Annotated in this window: 13 protein-coding genes; 5 read left to right on the forward strand and 8 right to left on the reverse strand. The window is 34.5% G+C overall.

Annotated elements, in window-relative coordinates:
• Positions 1-143: 143 nt before the first annotated feature.
• From AAYQ05_RS01100 to AAYQ05_RS01130, 7 genes are all read right to left on the reverse strand, one after another.
• Positions 144-1,328 (reverse strand): aldose epimerase family protein, encoded by a 1,185-nt coding sequence (locus tag AAYQ05_RS01100; RefSeq protein ID WP_343540592.1) that lies wholly within the window; start codon positions 1,326-1,328, stop codon positions 144-146.
• Between the two features lie 139 nt (positions 1,329-1,467).
• Positions 1,468-2,976: an L-arabinose isomerase gene (gene araA, locus AAYQ05_RS01105; RefSeq protein WP_111368490.1), complete on the reverse strand. Its 1,509-nt coding sequence runs from the start codon at positions 2,974-2,976 to the stop codon at positions 1,468-1,470.
• A gap of 182 nt (positions 2,977-3,158) precedes the next feature.
• Positions 3,159-3,860: an L-ribulose-5-phosphate 4-epimerase gene (locus AAYQ05_RS01110; protein WP_115887881.1), complete on the reverse strand. Its 702-nt coding sequence runs from the start codon at positions 3,858-3,860 to the stop codon at positions 3,159-3,161.
• The gene (locus tag AAYQ05_RS01115) at positions 3,844-5,535 is read right to left on the reverse strand and encodes a ribulokinase (RefSeq protein WP_343540594.1); all 1,692 of its coding nucleotides are present in this window, start codon (positions 5,533-5,535) and stop codon (positions 3,844-3,846) included. The genes AAYQ05_RS01110 and AAYQ05_RS01115 overlap by 17 nt, the downstream gene beginning before the upstream one ends.
• A 307-nt stretch (positions 5,536-5,842) precedes the next feature.
• Positions 5,843-7,567, reverse strand: a complete 1,725-nt coding sequence (locus AAYQ05_RS01120; RefSeq protein ID WP_343541147.1) for a glycoside hydrolase family 127 protein — start codon at positions 7,565-7,567, stop codon at positions 5,843-5,845.
• Between the two features lie 30 nt (positions 7,568-7,597).
• Positions 7,598-7,822 (reverse strand): hypothetical protein, encoded by a 225-nt coding sequence (locus AAYQ05_RS01125; RefSeq protein WP_343540595.1) that lies wholly within the window; start codon positions 7,820-7,822, stop codon positions 7,598-7,600.
• 9 nt (positions 7,823-7,831) lie between these two features.
• Positions 7,832-9,370 (reverse strand): alpha-N-arabinofuranosidase, encoded by a 1,539-nt coding sequence (locus tag AAYQ05_RS01130; protein ID WP_343540597.1) that lies wholly within the window; start codon positions 9,368-9,370, stop codon positions 7,832-7,834.
• Between the two features lie 398 nt (positions 9,371-9,768).
• On the opposite strand from AAYQ05_RS01130, the gene AAYQ05_RS01135 reads away from it, so the two are divergent.
• The gene (locus AAYQ05_RS01135; protein WP_343540598.1) at positions 9,769-10,458 is read left to right on the forward strand and encodes an NUDIX hydrolase; all 690 of its coding nucleotides are present in this window, start codon (positions 9,769-9,771) and stop codon (positions 10,456-10,458) included.
• A gap of 82 nt (positions 10,459-10,540) precedes the next feature.
• Here the strand turns inward: AAYQ05_RS01135 and AAYQ05_RS01140 are convergent, their stop codons facing one another.
• A complete protein-coding gene (locus AAYQ05_RS01140) occupies positions 10,541-11,539 on the reverse strand; it encodes a GntR family transcriptional regulator (protein ID WP_343541149.1) in 999 nt (332 codons plus the stop codon).
• Between the two features lie 101 nt (positions 11,540-11,640).
• Between AAYQ05_RS01140 and AAYQ05_RS01145 the strand changes: the two genes are divergently transcribed.
• From AAYQ05_RS01145 to AAYQ05_RS01160, 4 genes are all read left to right on the forward strand, one after another.
• Positions 11,641-12,693: an aldose epimerase family protein gene (locus AAYQ05_RS01145; protein ID WP_343540600.1), complete on the forward strand. Its 1,053-nt coding sequence runs from the start codon at positions 11,641-11,643 to the stop codon at positions 12,691-12,693.
• A gap of 29 nt (positions 12,694-12,722) precedes the next feature.
• Positions 12,723-13,883 carry a galactokinase gene (gene galK / locus AAYQ05_RS01150; RefSeq protein ID WP_343540602.1) on the forward strand — a complete coding sequence of 387 codons (1,161 nt, stop codon included), beginning with the start codon at positions 12,723-12,725 and terminating at the stop codon, positions 13,881-13,883.
• A 16-nt stretch (positions 13,884-13,899) separates the two neighbouring features.
• Positions 13,900-14,961 carry a UDP-glucose--hexose-1-phosphate uridylyltransferase gene (locus AAYQ05_RS01155; protein WP_343540603.1) on the forward strand — a complete coding sequence of 354 codons (1,062 nt, stop codon included), beginning with the start codon at positions 13,900-13,902 and terminating at the stop codon, positions 14,959-14,961.
• A 249-nt stretch (positions 14,962-15,210) separates the two neighbouring features.
• Entirely contained in the window at positions 15,211-16,896 is a 1,686-nt protein-coding gene (locus AAYQ05_RS01160; RefSeq protein WP_343540604.1) for a sodium/sugar symporter, read from the forward strand.
• Positions 16,897-17,020: the final 124 nt, after the last annotated feature.

Consider the following 17,020-nt stretch of genomic DNA (forward strand, 5'->3'; position numbering starts at 1 on the left):
TTCTCAAATGTAAGAAAGATTCTAAAAAATTAACAAAATACTTATCGAAAGCATTCACTCTAATATTTACAAAAAAAAAACCTCGAAAGCACAAGCTTTCGAGGTTTTTAGAGAATTACTAAACTAATTAACAGATTCTAAAACTATTTTTTTACTGAGAATTTAAAAGTAGTTTTAGTTTTATAATTTTCTCCCGGGTTTAAAACCGTTGTTGGGAAATTTTTCTGGTTTGGAGAATCTGGATAATGTTCTGTTTCTAGACATAATCCTGTTCTGTGTGCAAAAGTCCCTCCATTTGGCATTGGCAAAGTTCCGTCAAGGAAATTTCCAGAGTAGAACTGAATTCCAGGCTCGTCTGTTGTCATTTCCATAACTCTTCCGCTTGCTGCGTGGTATACTTTTGCAATAATTGTTTTTCCTTTTTCAGGGTTATTCAACACCCAGCAGTGATCATAACCTTTTCCTTTTTCTAATTGGTCATTTTTAGCATTGATGTCTTTTCCAATTAATTTTGGAGTTCTGAAATCGAAAGGCGTACCCGCAACATCTTCTAATTTTCCTGTCGGAATCAAATCTGCATCTACTGGAACTAATTTATCTGCATTTAATGTCAATTCGTGATCTAAGATCGTTTTAGTAAAATCTCCAGATAAATTGAAATATGAATGCTGTGTTAAGTTAACAACCGTTTTTTTGTCTGTTGTTGCCTCGTACAAAACTTCTAATTGATTATCATTTGTTAATGTATAAGTCACAAAAACTTTTAGGTTTCCTGGGTATCCTTCTTCCATATCTTTACTTACATAAGATAATTTTAGAGAAGCGTTTTCGCCAGATTTAACCTCATCTGCTTTCCAAACCACATTAAAAAATCCTTGCGGACCACCATGTAAAGCATTTGGTGCATTGTTAATTGCCAATTGATATTCTTTTCCATCTAATAAAAATTTCCCTTTTGCAATACGGTTTCCGTATCTTCCAATTAATGCTCCAAAAAACGGATTTTCTTTTTCGTATTGCGCCAAAGAATTAAATCCGATTACTACATTTTCTGAAACACCTTCTTTATTTGGTACTTTCAAATCTGTAATTCTACCGCCAAAAGTGATGATGTCAACTTCCATCCCGTTTTGGTTTTTCAGTTTATAACTTTCGACTTTTTCTCCTTTTGCAGTAGTTCCGTATTCTGATTTTTCAATTGTAACTAAATCTTTTCCTTCAGTGGCAACTTTTTCTGTATCAGCTTTTTTATCGCTTTTACATTGAACTAAAACAATAGCAGTTCCAAGCAAGCTTAGTATGAAAAGAGAGCGTTTTAATACATTCATAAATGATATTTTTTGGTTTGTAAAAAGTTAAATGTTAGATGTAAAATGTTAGACGTGAAATTTAATCATTTTAAAAATGTAAAAATTACCTTTTTAAGTTTTTTCACATTTTACATCTTACAAATTACGTTTTACCGCCTTACAGGCCGTGTTGAAATAAATGAAAATATGCTTCGTTGGCGTTGATTTTATCTTTGAATTCTCTTACAGTTGTTTTCTCATCAATTACCAATAATTCGATTCCAGCGATGTCTGCGAAATCTTCCATATATTCTGTTGTGATAGACTGGCTGTAAACCGTATGGTGCGCTCCACCAGCCAAAATCCAGGCTGTTGCTGCAACTTCTAAATTTGGTTTACAATCCCAAAGAACACGTGCAACTGGCAATTTTGGTAATTCTGCCATTGGCTTAACCGCTTCAACTTCATTTACAATTAAACGGAAACGAGTTCCCATATCAACCAAAGAAACATTAATTGCATCTCCTGCAGGTGAATTAAACACCAAACGTGCTGGATCTTCTTTTCCTCCAATTCCTAAAGGATGCACTTCACAAGAAGGTTTTCCGTCAGCAATAGATGGGCAGATTTCCAACATATGAGATCCTAAAACGTATGATTTTTGTGGTGTGAAATGGTAGGTGTAATCTTCCATGAAAGAAGTTCCACCTTCTAAACCAACACACATTACTTTTAATGCTCTAACCATTGCAGCTGTTTTCCAATCTCCTTCTCCACCAAAACCATAACCATCAGCCATTAATCTTTGTGTCGCGATTCCTGGTAATTGTTTCCAAACTCCAAGGTTTTCAAATGTATCTGTGAAAGCGCCGAATCCTCCTTCTTCAAGGAAAGCTCTTAATCCTAATTCGATTTTAGCAGCTTCAACTAATGAACTTCTTTGTGCTCCGCCTTCTTTTAAAGAATCTGTTAAGTTATAAGAAGACTCATAAACTGCCAATAAATCAGCTAATTGTTTGTCTGTTACTTTCTCGATATGTTTTGTAACATCTGAAGAATCATATCCGTTTACAGACATTCCGAAACGAATTTGAGCCTCCACTTTATCTCCTTCCGTAACCGCAACTTCACGCATGTTGTCTCCAATACGAGCTACTTTTAGGTTTTGAAGTTCGTCCCAACCTAAAACCACTCTTGACCAGATTCCTAATTGTTTTTGAACTCTTTGATCTTCCCAGTGTCCAACCACAACTTTACGTTTTTTGCGCAATCTAGACATGATGAAACCAAATTCACGATCTCCGTGAGCCGATTGGTTCAAGTTCATGAAATCCATGTCAATGCTCCCCCACGGAATTTCAGCGTTGTATTGTGTATGCAAATGGCACAATGGTTTTTTAAGGATATTTAACCCGCCAATCCACATTTTTGCTGGAGAGAAAGTATGCATCCAAGCAATAATTCCGATACAGTTTTTAGCTGAGTTTGCTGCTAAACAAACATCTAAAATCTGCGAAGGCGATTTCACCACATCTTTATAAACTACTTTTACAGGAATTGAAGATGAAGCATCTAATCCTTTTGCAATAATTTGCGAATGTTCTGCTACTTTTCTAAGTGTTTCTTCACCATATAATTCCTGGCTTCCTACTACAAACCATACTTCTTTTTGAGATATATCAATCATTTTGTTATTTTTTGTTTCAAGTTTCAGGTTTGCTTCGCCTGTTCGAGCATAGCTCTCGAGTCAAGTTGTTGGAATCTGAAAACTCGATTTGTTATTTTATTGTTTTTTTGTTTGTTTCAGGTTTCAGGTTTCACGTTCCAACAACTTGAAACAAAAAAAACCTGAAACTTGAAACAAAATTTCTATTGTCCGTAATACGAGTCTTTTCCGTGTTTACGGTTGTAATGTTTCTTTATTAATGAATCTTTTAATCTTGGCGCGTTCGGATTTATTTGCAAAGTCAGATATGCCATTTCTGCCACAACTTCTAAAACTTTACTGTTATAAACTGCTTTTGCAGCATTTTTTCCCCACGCAAACGGACCGTGATTTCCAATTAAAATCATTTCTACTTCTTCGTATGAAAGATTTTTTTCTTTGAAACAATCTAGAATCTGAATTCCAGTATTGTGTTCGTAGTTTCCTTCAATTAAAGAATCTGCCATTGGCGGTGCACACGGAATATCAGCTGTTAAATGATCGGCATGCGTTGTCCCAAAAATTGGGATATCTTGCTGCGATTGTGCCCAAGCCACAGAATAAGTTGCGTGTGTATGCGCAACACCTCCAATATTTGGCCAGTTTTTATATAAATAAGCATGCGTTTTAGTATCAGATGACGGGCGCATGGTTCCTTCGATAACATTATTGTCAAAATCGACAATTACAATATCTTCAGGTTTTAAATCTTCGTAAGGAACTCCGCTTGGCTTAATGGCAAAAACACCATTTTTTCTGTCCACGGCGCTTACATTTCCAAATGTATACACCACCAAATTCAATGCATTTAACTGCATATTGGCTTCGTAACATTCTTGTTTTAAATCTTTATATTGAGAGCTCATGTTTCGATATTTTAAGGTTTGGATCTGCAAAAGCACTTAATTTTTCATATCCTAAAAGAAGCTTATGATACGCTTCAACTTTATCTGTCTGAGGGAAATATTCTCCATCAAAATCACTTCCGATTTTTTGGCTTGCTTCGATTACGTTTGGATAAATTCCTGCTGCAACAGCTGCGTAAATTGCCGCACCTAAAGCTGGAGTTTGGTCTGAAGCCGCAATTTTAATTGGCTTGTTTAAAACGTTAGCCAAAGTCTGCATGATAAAAGGAGATTTTCTCGCCACACCGCCAATTCCGATTACGCTGTCGATTTTTACACCTTCTTCCTCAAAACGGTCTACAATTTTCTTCGCTCCAAAGCAGATTGCGTTTACTAAAGCTTTAAAAATATGAGGCGCTTTTGTTCCTAAAGAAAGATTCGAAATCGCGCTTTTTAATTCCTGATTTGCATCTGGAGTTCTACGTCCGTTAATCCAGTCTAAAGCAATTGGGAGACTTTCTGAAACTGGAATTTTCTCTGCCTCTTTCGTTAATTCTACAATTAATTTATCGCTGAATTCTTCTCTTAATTGTTCTTTTTGAGCATCATTTAAAAGTGACGTAGCACCTAATAAATGTTCCGTTGGCCACATTAAAAGTTCTTTGTACCAAGCCAACAAATCACCAAAAGCAGATTGTCCTGCTTCTAAACCAATAAATCCTGGAATAACAGAACCATCAACTTGTCCGCAGATTCCGCGAACGGTTTTTGTTCCCACCTCATCATAAGAACCCACTAGAATATCACAAGTTGAAGTTCCCATTACACGAACCAAAGTATTTTCTTCGATTTTAGCTCCAACTGCACCAGAATGCGCATCGAAAGTTCCAACAGCTACAACTGTTTCTGTTGAAAGTCCTAAACGATCTGCCCATTCTTTGCTTAAATTTCCAGCAACTAAATCAGACGTATAAGTTTCATCATATAAATTGCTACGAAGCTGCGCTAAATACGGATGTAATTTTTCTAAGAATTCAACTGGCGGTAATCCGTTCCAGTCTGTGTGCCACATTGCTTTGTGACCTGCTGCACAACGGCTTCTTTTGAAGGTTTTTAAATCTTTATCTTCAATTAACAAATACGTCATTAAATCGCAATGCTCCATCCAAGTGTGTGCCGCATTTCGAACGGCTTCGTCTTGTCTTGCGATATGAAGAATTTTTGCCCAAAACCACTCAGAAGAATAAATTCCTCCAACATATTTGGTAACATCTTCTCCGCCCCAGCTAACTGCTAGTTCGTTGATTTCGTTTGCTTCATTAATTGATGTATGATCTTTCCATAAAACCATCATGGCATTTGGATTCTCTTCAAAACCTTTTGTTAATGCTAATGGCGTTCCGTCTTTTGTAACTGGAACCGGAGAAGATCCAGTTGTATCGATACAAATTCCTTTTACTAATGAAGGATCTACTTTACTTTCTTTAACAACATTCTGAATTGTAATTTCCAATCCTTCAATATGATCCAAAGGATGTTGACGAAACTGGTTTATAGAAGCGTCACAATATTGTTTGTTTTTCCATCTTTTGTAATGAGAAACATTGGATGCCAATTCTTGTCCATTTTCAGCGTCTATCAGCACCGCGCGAACAGAATCTGTTCCGTAGTCCAATCCTATTACATAATTTTTCATTCTATTTTATTTTTAAAATATTGACAAATATAGATATAATTATTTTATAAGTGTATAAAAAACACTTAACTTAAATTGTATGATTCATTTTTGCTATAAATGCATTAAAACAGCATTTTAGCTTTCAAACAAAAAATAAATGTTAGCAATACATTTATAACGTTGCGATTATTTCAACTTAATCTTTAAATCGTTAATAAATCGTGCTTTAAAATTGTACTGAATTTTATTTTTTTTGCCACAGATTGAAAGAATTTAAATGATTTTTTATTCCTTTTAATCTGCAAAATATGTGACTCTAGAATTTTTATTGATTCTTATAATTCAACCAAACTTTCATTTTTCCAACTCCTCGATTCGACCAAGAATAATACGGAATCGCCTTCAATTTTGAGTTCTCAATTACATTTACTCCTTGCAATAAATTGGCTTCTTTTTTTACTTTGAAAGTATCAGAAGCGTTTACATCAATTTTATCGAAATTGTTTTTGTTATCAATTTCTTCAACTGCATAAACTATTGGTCCGTATTCCAGAGAAACTTTGTTTGTATTGATTGCTGCTTTTGGATTTGTTATTACTTCTTGAACTTCCATTGGAAAATTGAGATTAATTCTGTCTCCTTTTTTCCAATTTCTAGTGATTGTGAAATATCCATTTTCTGGCTGAATTGCTAGAGTTTCTCCATTTAAACTTATTGTCGTCTTTTGATCTGAAGCCTTTTTATAACTGTATAAATCTCCTGGCAAAACCTCATTTCTAGACCAACCCGGAACGCGAAGTTTGATTGTAAAATGACTCTCTTTTTTTGGATTAACCGAAATTGCAATTTTTCCGTTCCACGGATAAGAAGTCTGCTGCGAAATCTGTAAATCTGTTTTTCCTAATTGAAAAGACGCATTGTTTGAAGCATATAAATTGACATACAAAACATCTTTTGTTTTTGAATAAATCAATCCTGGAATTGACGGAATAAAACGAATTAAATTAGTTGGACAGCAAGAACAGTCAAACCAGCCTTGCCTTGTACAAGAGCCACGATTCGATTTATAAACTCCGTCTGCTTCTAAGGCATTTGGATAAAAAAATTGTTTTCCGTCAAGCGAAATACCCGATATTAATCCGTTGTACATTGTTCTTTCGATGACATCAAAATATTTTGATTCTCCATATAAATTATGCAATCTATGATTCCAGTATACATCGCCAATTGCGGCACAAGTTTCATTATAAGCTGTTAAATTCGGAAGTTCATAATTTGCTCCGAAAGCTTCTCCATCATGTCTTGACCCTATTCCGCCGGTGATATACATTTTCTTGTTCACCATATTGTCCCATAGATTATTTACAGCATTTTCATAAGCTTTATCTTTTGTCAATGCCGCAATATCTGTCATTCCTGCATACATATATACCGCTCTTACTGCGTGACCTACAACTTCTTTTTGCTGTACAACAGGTATATGATCTTGGGCATTTTCTCCATATAATTTATGATTATTCGGATTGCCTCGATTGTCCAAATAATATTTTGCCAGTTTAAGATAATCTTTGTTTCCAGTAATTTGATACAATTTCAGCAATCCTGTTTCTACAATCTGATGTCCCGGAACACCTTTTACCTGTCCTGGGTTATCGCCAAAAGTTCGAACCAGCATATCGGCAGCTTTTATGGCAATTTCAAGAAAATTGGTTTTGCCTGTTGCTTCATAATGCACAATCGCGGCTTCAATTAAATGTCCCGGATTGTATAATTCATGACTAATCTGCAACGATTCCCAGCGTTTCCCTTCAATAACAGGAACCCAGCTCGCGGGTGGTTTTGCCGGATTTATAGTTCGCCATGTCGTAATATACCCATCTGGTTCCTGACCAACTTTTACAATAGCAATCATCGAATCCAGAACTCTTTCTAATTTCGGATTTGGCGCGCTGATTAAAGTATTTGATGCTCCTTCTATAATTTTATAAACATCGGTATCATCAAAGGGCATTTCTCCTCTTGTTGTACCGCTTTTTTGTTTTCCTGCAATTGAGAAATTCTCAAAACGGCCTTCTTCATCTCATTTTTTAATGGCATATTCTATAGTTATTTCCTGAACCCTCTTGATAATCGGAAGCCAAAAAGAGTCTGTCAGTTTTACATTTTGAATGTTTACTGGTTCTATTTTATAGCCTCCTTTTAACACAGAAGTTTTATCATTTTGTACAATTTGACTTTTGGTTTCTTTACAGGAAATCAGAAGCAATAGACAAATACTCAATAAATAAAATTGATATTTTTTCATTTTTCTACATTATTTCCCTTCCAAAACCAATACTGAGTAAGGCGGTAATGTTATTTCCAATTTTCCTTTTTTATTTTCGAATCCTTTAAAAGCCACAGGAACAATTTTGTTCGGATTTTCAAAAGAGTTATAGTCTTGTAGTTTTGAAGCTGTAATAATACTTGCTGTAAAGTTTTTTACACCCAGATCTTTTACATCAATTTCTATTTTGTTCTTATTTACAGCATCAATATTTACAAGAGAAATATGAACCGATCCGCCTTGATCTTTTGATGCAGAAGCCGAAACTGCAGGAATTGTTTGTCCGTTAAAAGTATAAGATGGAGATTTAAAATCTATTGGAAGTAATTTCGCGTCTTGATGCACGCTATACATTTTCATTACATGATAGGTTGGCGTTGTAATCATTTTGGCTTTGTCTGTTAAGATTACAGCCTGAAGCACATTAACGCATTGTGCTAAATTTGCCATACGAACACGATCTGCATGATTGTTGAAAATATTTAAAGTTGCACCCGCTAAAACTGCATCGCGCATAGTATTCTGCTGATATAAAAAACCAGGATTTGTCCCTTTTTGCACATCATACCAGCCGCCCCACTCATCTACAATCATAGCAACTTTTTTTTCTGGATCGTATTTATCCATAACAGCAGCATGTTTGGTCACTAATTCCTCCATTTTTAAGGCCGACTGCATGGTTAAGAAATACTCTCTTTCAGTAAAATCAACATCAGAGCCTTTTTTATTCCAATTGATTACAGCATAATGATGAACGCCAACACCACCAAGCATGCTTAACGGAATGTTTTTCATTAAAACTTCTGTCCAATTGTAATCAGAACTGTTTGCTCCAGACGCAATTCTTGTAATTCCACCTGTATTTCCCCAATCAGACATAAAAGTGGCAAACTTTTTATATTCGTTTGCATAATAATCTGCCGTCATATTACCGCCGCAACCCCAAGCTTCATTTCCAATTCCCCAATATTTCACCTTCCATGGCTCTGTTCTACCGTTTTTTTTACGCAAATCACTCATTGGACTTTTCCCTGCGAAATTTGTGTACTGAACCCAATCGGCTAGTTCTTGAACGGTTCCGCTTCCAACATTTCCAGACAAATACGGTTCCGCGCCAAGCAATTCACACATATTCAAAAAGTCGTGCGTTCCAAAACTATTGTCTTCTGTAACTCCTCCCCACCATTGGTTTACAATTGTCGGACGCTGTTCTTTTGGACCAATTCCGTCTTTCCAATGATACGTATCGGCAAAACATCCGCCCGGCCATCTCAAATTTGGAATTTTTAAATCTTTTAATGCTTTTATAATATCATTACGAACTCCTTTTGTATTTGGAATTTTAGAAGTATCTCCAACAAAAAATCCGCCATAAATACAGTGTCCCAAATGTTCTGCAAAATGACCGTAAATGTTCTTGCTAATAGTGGGTGAATCGTTGTTATTTTTTATCGAAATTGTAGTAACCTGAGAAAATGCAAACTGATAAAACAGTGCCATCATCAAAAGGAAAAGTGGTTTTTTCATAATGTGGTTTTTAATAGTAAGTAAGGTTTTCTATAAGGAAATTTGATTTTTTTTTAAGGTTAAAAAAAGATTCAAACAATAGTTAAGTGTGTTTTAAACATTTGTAAATGTAGTTAAAAAAATGACTAATAGTCAATTTAACCATAATTAAAAGCATAATTCTAAACAATTCCTTTAAAATAATTAGAAAGCAATATTTAGAAAATCTCTTCTAATAAAAAACTTTGCACTAAATTTGGTCACTTCTAAGCCGAGCAAAATTTTATCCGCAATCCCCCATAATTACAAAACAAAAAACACTTATTTCGTAACAAATCATAATTAAGTGTAAATCTCACATTAATAATTATGAAACCTTTTAAGAAGTTTATATATTTACCCATCCAAATTAATTATATATGCTAAATAGTTATAGCTCTGCTGATAAAGTTTTACTGGCGGTAGACTGCATCATTTTCGGTTTTGATAATGATGGTCTGAAAATCCTTTTAATTAAAAGAGATTTTGAACCTGAAAAAGGAAAATGGTCCTTGATTGGAGGGTTTTTAAAGCGTGATGAAGTTTTAGATGCTGCCGCAACCAGAATCTTAAATACGTATACAGGTTTGAACGATATTTATATGGAACAGCTGTATGCTTACAGCGAAATTGATCGTGACCCTGTAGAAAGAACCATTTCGGTTTCTTATTTTGCTTTAATTAATATCGAGAACCACAATGCTGAATTGATTAAAAATTACCATGCAGAATGGTTTCCAATTAACGACGCTCCAAACTTAATTTTTGACCATAACGAAATGGTTCAAAATGCTATAAAGAGACTTCGTTACAAAACTTCTGTAAAACCAATTGGTTTTGAATTGCTTCCTGAAAAATTCACCATGCGCCAGCTTTTAGAATTGTACGAAGCTATTCTAAGCAAAGAATTGGACAAGCGAAATTTCATCAGCAAAATTAATTCGCTTGATATTTTAAACAAACTTGACGAAAAAGACATGCAATCTTCTCGAAAAGGCTCTTATTTATATACCTTTAATAAGGAGAAATACGAAGAGAAACTGCAAAACAACTTTGCACTCAATTTATAAGAGTTTTATTTATTCTCTTGCAGATTTAATGGATTTGGCTGATCAATTTTCAAAAAAAATCTGCTAAATCTGCGGGAGAAATTTATAAAGAATTCCTCAATATAAGAGCAGATTTATTTTCGATCTGCTCTTTTATTCCTTTCAAAACCATATCGGCTAGAATTTTTCCCATCAATTCAAAATTGGTCGAAATCGTCGTGATTCCGTTTGCAGCGATTTTTTTCAGTGGAGTTTCATTATAAGATATAATACCAAAATCTTCCCCTAATTTTAAGTTTCTGCCCATCGCATTTTCTATAACCAAAAGCAAATCTCGATCATGAGGAATAATATATAAGTCTCCAAAATCAATAGACTGGTTGCTGAAATCTGAGATAATTTCATAATCGAAACTATAGGCTTGGCAAAATGATTCAAAACCTAATTTCATTCCAGCAGGTTCTCTAAAACCGGGAAAAATCAATATTAGTTTCTTGTATTTAGACAATCGGGATTTGCCTTTCATTAAGCCTTCATAAATATCTTTTTGGTGATTTTGATAAATTGCCGGAAACATTTTTAACTCCGGATTGGTCTGGTCCAAGATAATTACGTCGCTTACTGGTAGGGTTTTTATCGAATCGACGATATCGTTTAAGTTCGTCGGCATGATAATATATTTTGTATAATTTCCGTTGCTATCATTTATCAGTTTTTTAAAAACCTGAACATTAAAATGATGAAAGAAAATATCAACCTGCACATTTTTTCCAATGTTTTTTAAAAACGAATTATAAATATCTTCTTTAAAAATATTCAACTCATCAAAAAGTAAAAAAATCTTCTGAGTTATAGTGATTTCAACACTTTTAACATAATAACCCTTGCCCGGAATAGCATAAATAATCCCTCTTTTCTTCAATTCATCATAAGCCAATAAGACCGTATCTCGAGATAAAGAAAAAGCTAGGCAAACTTTATTGACTGACGGAAGTCGATCACCTTTAGTTAAATTCCCCTCTTCAATCGCTTTTTCGATTGAAAGAATTATCTGCCTATATTTTGGCAACCCAATATTATTTTGAATTGAAATCATGATTATGATAAAGTCATTTTGACTATTATAATTAAAAACTGGTAGGTACTGGTATGCAAATATAGAAAATGTTTCTATTTTTGGATTTCATTTTTGCTAAAAATTATATGGAAATAAAACACATATCGCATTTAAAAGAGACTCACAATTGCAAATTGTTTGGTTTAATGCCCAATAAGGAAGAAATTTATTCTTTTGATTTAGTTAATAAAAATGGAATGAAAGTTCAAGTCATCAATTATGGCGCAACGGTAACTTCGATCCAAATTCCAGTAGACAGAAAGTTAATCGATGTTGTATTAGGGTTTGATAATTTAGAATCGTATTTAGAATCCTATAATTTACCAAGCGCTCCTTATTTTGGAACAACGGTTGGCCGTTATGCCGGTCGTATTCATAATGCTACTTTCAGTCTTGACGATAAAAAGTTTCAGCTAGACGGAAACAATAACGGCAACACACTTCACGGAGGAGTAATGGGATTTGGAAGAAAAGCATGGAGTGTTGTTAATGCAACTTCTGGCGAAAATCCGTCAATTACTTTTGGTCTTTTGAGTGCACATTTAGACGAAAATTTCCCTGGCGAAATGACGGTTTATTTGACTTATACGTTAACTGAAGAAAATGAATTGAAGTTAGAATACAAAGCAACCTCAACAGAAGATACTGTTATCAATTTGACGCATCATAGCTATTTTAACCTTGATGGACACGATGGAAATGTGTTGGAACAGCAGATGTTTATCAAATCGGCTAAAATGCTGGAAACAAATCCAGACAATATTCCAACCGGAAATTATACCGATTTGAACAATCATGATTTTGATTTTAGAACACCTAAAAACTGTCCGTTTCCAATTGACAATTCTTTTGTGGTAAATTCTAAAACTGAAATCGTAGCACAGTTAATCAGTTTAAAAAACAAATTGAGAATGAATGTCTACACCGATCAGCCAAGCGTACATATATATGTTGGCGGAAACTGTTTCGGAAAATTGAAGGGAAAAGAAAATGTAGATTACAATGCTCAAAGCGGTATTTGTTTTGAAACGCAGAATTTTCCAGATGCTCCAAATCAAAATCATTTTCCAAATGCTGTTTTGAGAAAAGGAGAAGAATACACCCAAAAAACGCTCTACAAATTTGAAACCTTAAACTAACTATACAATACCACAATTACGCAACTATAATGAATGATATTTTAATACAAAATACCGTTGCTTTTTTTGAGAAATCTTTCGGATCTACTCCTCAGAAAACGGTACTTTCTCCAGGCAGAATCAACATTATTGGAGAACATATTGACTACAATGACGGTTATGTTTTACCTGCTGCAATTGACAAAGTGATTTGCTTTACTTTTGAAAAAAACAACACTAAAACTTCCAAAATAATCGCTATCGATTTAAACGAAGAATTTGAAATCGATTTGACTCAAGAAGTAAAACTGAGCGATGTGGTTTGGACAAATTATATTCGAGGCGTTATTAAACAATTGCAGGACAACGGATTTTCGTTTGATGGTTTCAACTGTGCTTTCAGCAGTAATATTCCGGTTGGTTCCGGATTATCTTCTTCTGCGGCTTTAGAATGCGGGATGATTTTCGGAATTAAATCTCTTTTTGATTTAAAAATTGAAAAAAAAGACATTTCGTTATTAGGACAAAAAGCAGAACACTGGGTTGGTATCAACTGCGGAATTATGGATCAATTTTCAAGTGTTCATGGTCTTGAAAACAAAGTAATTCAACTAGACTGCAATACTTTAGATTTTGAATATCATAATGCCGACTTTAAAGATTATTCTCTGATTTTATTTGATTCTAATGTAAAGCACTCTCTTTTTACATCAGAATACAATACCAGAAGAATTGAATGCGAAGAAGGTTTATCTATTATAAAAAACCATTTTCCAGAAGTAAAAACTTTTAGAAATGCTACAGAAGAACAGGTTTTGAGCCTTAAAGATAAAATGACTGAAAAAGTGTTCAGCAGAGTTCATTTTGTGGTAAAAGAAATCAATCGTGTTATCAAAGCGTGCGAAGCTTTAGATCAAGGAAATATTGAACAGTTAGGAAAATTACTTTTTGAAACTCATTACGGATTATCAAAAGAATATGAAGTAAGCTGCGAAGAATTAGACATGCTTGTTGATACAGCAAAAGAAGACAATGCCATTATTGGTTCTCGACTTATGGGAGGCGGTTTTGGCGGCTGCACCATCAATTTAGTTAAAAAAGGACATGAAAATGAGGTTAAGCGTAAGTTTTCGAAGCTTTATTTAGATACATTTGGAATTGAATTAAAATTCTATGATGTAAAAATCTCTAACGGAACAACGCTACTTTAAAACCACACACAGTACAATGAAAAATTTTGACATTAACGAAGATCCGCACAGACGCTTCAATCCATTAATTAACGAATGGGTATTGGTTTCACCTCATCGTGCAAAACGCCCTTGGCAAGGACAAAATGAAACTATTTCTACAGAAGAACTTCCTAAATACGACCCAACTTGTTATTTGTGTCCTGGAAATGTTCGTGCCAATGGAGTGAATAATCCACAATACGAAAGCAGTTTTGTTTTTGAAAATGATTTTGCTGCCATGAAGCAGGACGAAATTATTTTTGAAGACGATATTAAACATACTTTTTTCAAAGCAAAACCAGAACAGGGTATCTCAAGAGTGGTTTGTTTTTCACCAAGACACGATTTGACTTTGCCAGAAATGGAAATTGCTGATATTGAAAACATCATCAAAACTTGGCAGAAAGAATATACCGATTTAGGAAGCATCAAATACATTAACCACGTTCAGATTTTTGAAAACAAAGGGAGTGTAATGGGCTGCAGCAACCCGCATCCGCACGGGCAAATTTGGGCGCAGTCTTCATTACCGACTCAGGTTGAAAAAACACAAAACAGCTTAAAATCATATTACGATAAAAACGAAAGAACATTATTGGAAGATTATGTTAAAGCTGAATTGAAAGCTGGTGAACGTATCGTAATCGAGAATGATCATTTTGTTGCACTAGTTCCGTTTTGGGCAATCTGGCCATACGAAACGATGATTGTAAGCAAAAGAGCCGTAAACAAAATCACCAGTTTTACTGCCGAAGAAAGCACCGCTTTCGCGAAAATATTAAAACAGTTAACAACGAAGTACGACAATTTGTTTAATACTTCATTTCCATATTCTTCAGGAATTCACCAATCGCCAACAGATGGTTTACTGCATCCAGAATGGCATTTCCACATGCATTTTTATCCGCCGTTGTTAAGATCTGCAACTGTAAAGAAATTTATGGTAGGATACGAAATGTTGGGCGAATCGCAACGTGATATTACACCTGAAAAAAGTGCCGAAATTTTAAGACAGCTTTCAGACGTACATTACAAAAGTCTAGTAAAAGCCCAATAACTTGTTTTTGAATAAAGCATAAAACTAAAAAAATTTAACACAATTTCAATCAGATAAATGTAAAAAACACATTTACTGATGGTTGATTTATAAATTTTTATTTTACATTTGGCTTCTGCTTTTTTTTCGCAAAAAAATAACAGAAATAAAACACATCTTGCATATTTAACAAGATTACACAACACAAAAACTTATTTAGAACCAAATAAACAAACAACCCTATAATAATTTTTTAAAATACTACTAACAATGAACCAAAACCTCGCTTTCGCAGATTATGCGGTTTTTATTATTTATTTTATCGTAGTCTCTGTCTACGGTTACACCGTTTATCGCAAACGTAAACAAGACGAACAAGATGCTAAAGCTTACTTTTTGGCTGAAGGAAATTTAACTTGGTGGGCAATTGGAGCTTCTCTTATTGCTTCTAATATCTCTGCAGAACAATTCATAGGAATGAGTGGTGAAGGTTTCTTTTTAGGAATCGCAGTTGCTGCTTACGAATGGCTTGCTGCTGTAGCCCTTATTATCGTGGCCGTATGGTTTATTCCTGTTTATCTTAAAAACAAGATCTACACGATGCCACAGTTCTTAAAAACGCGTTACAACGAGTCTACTGCTTTGATTATGGCTGTTTTCTGGCTATTTTTATATGTTTTTGTAAACTTGACTTCTATTCTATATTTGGGAGCTGTTGCTATTAACGGTCTTGCGGGAGGAGAATACCTTCACGCTATTATGATCGGATTAGCTGTTTTTGCTTTATTTATTTCGCTTGGGGGAATGAAAGTTGTGGCTTATACAGACGTTATTCAGGTTGCGGTATTAATCATTGGAGGTTTGGTGACTTCTTATATTGCTTTAACAACTGTTGGACAATATTTTGGAGTGGGCGAAAATGCAATCGCTGGTTTCAAGGTTTTAATGAGAGAAGCTCCTGAGCATTTCAAAATGATTATCCCAAAACCGACTGCGGCATCTTCTCAGCTGGAAATCGATAAATATTTAACTTTCCCTGGATTGCTATCTTACGCTGCTGGTATCTGGATCATCAACTTAAATTACTGGGGATGTAACCAATACATTACGCAAAGAGCCCTTGGTGCTGACTTACAAACAGCTCGTACAGGTATTTTATTTGCTGGTATGTTAAAATTATTAATGCCACTTATCGTAATGCTTCCTGGTATTGCTGCTTATGTTTTATATACAAACGGACATTTACCTCAATTAGTTGGAGGAAAAGATGGAGCTTATTCTGCTGTATTAACCTTCCTTCCAACTGGATTAAAAGGACTTTCTGTAGCTGCCTTAACAGCTGCGATCGTAGCCTCTTTAGCTGGAAAAGTAAATAGTATTTCTACAATCTATACCTTAGATATTCATAAAAAATACATTCAAAAAGAAGCTGGCGAAAAACAACAGGTAAATATTGGTAGACTTGCCGTTTTTGCAGCAATGCTTTTAGCTGTTTTATTTACTTGGAATGACGTTCTAGGAATTGGTGGTGTTGGAGGATTTACATACATCCAAAAATATACTGGATTCATCAGCCCTGGAGTTTTTGCTATGTTCTTCTTAGGTATGTTCTGGAAAAGAACTACTGGAACAGCTGCAATCGTGGGAGTAATTCTAGGATTCTTATTATCTGTTTTATTCAACGAATACGCTCCAGCTTTATTTGGAAACGACACACTTTTATACACAGCATACTCTAATGGAAAAGGAGCTTTTGAAATTCCGTTCCACATCTGTATGGGATTATCATTCTTATTTACAATGATTGCCATGATTCTGATAAGTTTCGCTGGACCAAAAGTAAACCCTAAAGCATTCGAGACAGAACCTGGAATGTTTAAAGTTAAACCGCAAACAACAGTCTTAATCGTAATTACATTATTGATTATTGTTGCGCTTTATGTTAAGTTCTGGTAATAAATTATCAGTTCTATTCTCTCTATTTTTACAGCTGTTGTTTGTCATGAACAACAGCTGTAAATTTTTAAAAAATATTCTAACACATGGAAACATAGATTTTTTTAATCTATAAAAAGGCCAA

It is taken from the genome of Flavobacterium movens, assembly GCF_039581425.1.
GTDB classification, from domain to species: domain Bacteria; phylum Bacteroidota; class Bacteroidia; order Flavobacteriales; family Flavobacteriaceae; genus Flavobacterium; species Flavobacterium luteolum.